This is a genomic window from Neobacillus drentensis, from assembly GCF_036962765.1.
Taxonomy (GTDB): Bacteria; Bacillota; Bacilli; order Bacillales; family Cytobacillaceae; genus Neobacillus; species Neobacillus drentensis_C.
Genome location: NZ_JBALOS010000417.1, coordinates 1 through 2,419, shown reverse-complemented (window position 1 = coordinate 2,419; position 2,419 = coordinate 1). Strand labels below are relative to the sequence as shown.

Genomic DNA, 2,419 nt, shown 5'->3' with positions numbered 1-2,419 from the left:
TTATGGGTTACAGTTCAATCAATTGATTAGGCTGCTTTTTGAGTTATCAGTCATTTCTAATAAGTAGTAATTTTCGCTGATTCTTTTCTTGTGACTTCTTCAATCTTTTGAATAAACATTTGGAAAACACGCCTTTTTTCCTCTAGATCTTTTATGTATTCTTTAAGTTGGTTATAGCTTTCTTCAAATGGTTTATGGTACATGTCTCGAATTTTTTCAATGATTTCTTCGTTTACCGTCGATTGAATCACTTGTTTGGTGATCCCATATTTGTAGGAATAAACCTTTAATTCCTGCGCTACTTCATCATATTCATTCGCTATTTCAGTTAAGACTAGCGAAATATCATCCTTCCACTCGTCTAATGACTTTTGTAAGTAGGATTTTGCCAATGTCTCTTCCATGTAAACACCCGCCCTAATAGAGTCTAGATTATGTTTTCACTATTCTATTATAACGTTGTTTGATTACATAGAGATTGCGGGCAGTTTACAGTGTCTTTTCATTATCTTTTAAAAAGTAATTGTTCTATCTTTAGTCTACCTTCACTGCTTTTTCGAATTCTTGAAGGGTGGTTGAATATTTTATATAAGTTCGAGGTAAATAGTAGAGTTCATTTTTTAGGCCTGTCATAGAAAAGGGACCAGGAGTGGTAGTGAGTCCATATAGATAATATTTTTTCGTTTCTTCCACCACATGTTCATTGGTATTCCCAAAGGGGTAAGCTAGTGCAATAATGGGTTGCCCTGTTATTTGTTGAATTTTTTCCTGCGATTCCTTTAGTTCATATTTTAGATTGTCCTCTTTGGTTAAATCTGGATGCGTCGCGGTATGTGACTGAACCGAGATGAATCCTGAATTTGCTAACATTTTTAAATCCGCTTCTGTTAAGCGATTTGCTCTTCCGATGAAATCAGAAATGACAAAAAAGGTACCTGTTGGCCGAAAATTTTCTTTTGAAAGATTTTGAAAAATTGAAAACGCATTTAGATTATTTTTGTACCCGTCATCAAAGGTGATAAAAATGGGTTTTGGGACAGTTTTAATCTCGTGCCAACGCTCGAAAGTTAATAAGGTATAACCATGATCTCTTAAAAAAATCATTTGTTTCTCAAAGTTTTTAGGAGTTACATATAGCTCTTTTGATCCACTACCGTTAAATTCAGCGATGGAGTGATAAATTAAGATAGGAACTTTTTGCTTTGCTGATACAATGTTGGGAAAAAGGAAAAGAGCTAGAAGTAGTACGATCATTTTTTTCATATATATGCCTCACTTTTTACATTTTGATATCTCTCCCCTATTATTCCTCCACACTATTCAAATCATCACAATTTGATGAATGAATGAGCAGTTTTATCAGACGAAATTTTCTTTTTTCGCTTCATTCTCCACTCTACAAATAACCGACCGTCGGTTTGTCAATTGGTTTATTTACTTTTTTTACCTAATTTTAAAAATACAATCTACTCGAAGTGACTTCCTTAAACAATAAGTGGTAGACTAAAAACAATATTCTTCAGAGAAGGAGCTGCTTGCATGGCAACATACAAAGTTTTATTTTTAGATATCGATGGAACTTTAGTGAGACCTGATGATACAATTGAGGATTCCACAAAAGAGGCAATTTCACAGGTCCAGGCAAAAGGCTTGGAGGTTTTCTTAGCAACTGGCAGACCGCTTCATGAGATAGATGAGCTTGCTAAAGAGTTGAATATTCACTCATTTATTGGATATAACGGCGCTTATGTTATTTATAAAGGTGAGGATATATTTCAGAAACCAATGAATAGCTCAACGGTTAAGAATTTCTTAGAAATAGCGAAGGAGAACCACCATGAAGTGGTTTTATATACAAATAGTAAAAACGTATTTACCAATATGGAATCAAAGATATCCATTGCATTTATGCACAAATTTCACTTACATAAAAATGAACCCTATTCTCCTTCGGTCAATAGTGCTGTCTTGGGAATGACACTGGTCAATCTAAAAAAAGAGGATCCTGCTCTTTATCAAAATGAAAAAGGAATCCATTTATCCCAAGTAAATGTCGAGGGAATGCGTCACTGCTATGATGTAATTCGAGACAATGTGAACAAAGGGTATGGAGTTCAAGTCGTGTTAGAGCAATTAGGCATCGCTAAAGAACAATCAATTGCCTTTGGCGATGGAATGAACGATAAGGAAATGCTTCAAAATGTTGGGGAAGGATTCGTGATGGGAAACGGTCATCCAGATCTTTTTCCATACGCAAAACATAGAACAACAGAAGTAACTGATTCTGGTATTTTTAATGGATTAAAAATGCTTGGTCTCGTTAACTAAATTTTGTGGCTAATAAAAATAAGTGCAGAGAGTTTCAAACCATTTGAAAGGCTCTGCACTTTTTATAACCCTTTATTGTACTATTTATAAC

At 34.5% G+C, this 2,419-nt stretch carries 3 protein-coding genes; 1 reads left to right on the top strand and 2 read right to left on the bottom strand.

What is annotated here, in order from left to right; translation table 11 throughout:
• Positions 1–56 precede the first annotated feature (56 nt).
• Positions 57–404, bottom strand: coding sequence for a hypothetical protein (locus V7137_RS30275; protein WP_335701498.1), 348 nt, complete (start codon positions 402–404; stop codon positions 57–59).
• Between the two features lie 130 nt (positions 405–534).
• Positions 535–1,263 carry a polysaccharide deacetylase family protein gene (locus V7137_RS30270; RefSeq protein WP_335701497.1) on the bottom strand — a complete coding sequence of 243 codons (729 nt, stop codon included), beginning with the start codon at positions 1,261–1,263 and terminating at the stop codon, positions 535–537.
• A gap of 276 nt (positions 1,264–1,539) precedes the next feature.
• On the opposite strand from V7137_RS30270, the gene V7137_RS30265 reads away from it, so the two are divergent.
• Positions 1,540–2,328 (top strand): HAD family hydrolase, encoded by a 789-nt coding sequence (locus V7137_RS30265; RefSeq protein ID WP_335701496.1) that lies wholly within the window; start codon positions 1,540–1,542, stop codon positions 2,326–2,328.
• Positions 2,329–2,419 lie beyond the last annotated feature (91 nt).

Bases quoted from the DNA above. Each gene is read 5' to 3' on its own strand.
- V7137_RS30275 (WP_335701498.1), bottom strand. From the start codon at position 404: ATGGAAGAGACATTGGCAAAATCCTACTTACAAAAGTCATTAGACGAG.
- V7137_RS30270 (WP_335701497.1), bottom strand. From the start codon at position 1,263: ATGAAAAAAATGATCGTACTACTTCTAGCTCTTTTCCTTTTTCCCAAC.
- V7137_RS30265 (WP_335701496.1), top strand. From the start codon at position 1,540: ATGGCAACATACAAAGTTTTATTTTTAGATATCGATGGAACTTTAGTG.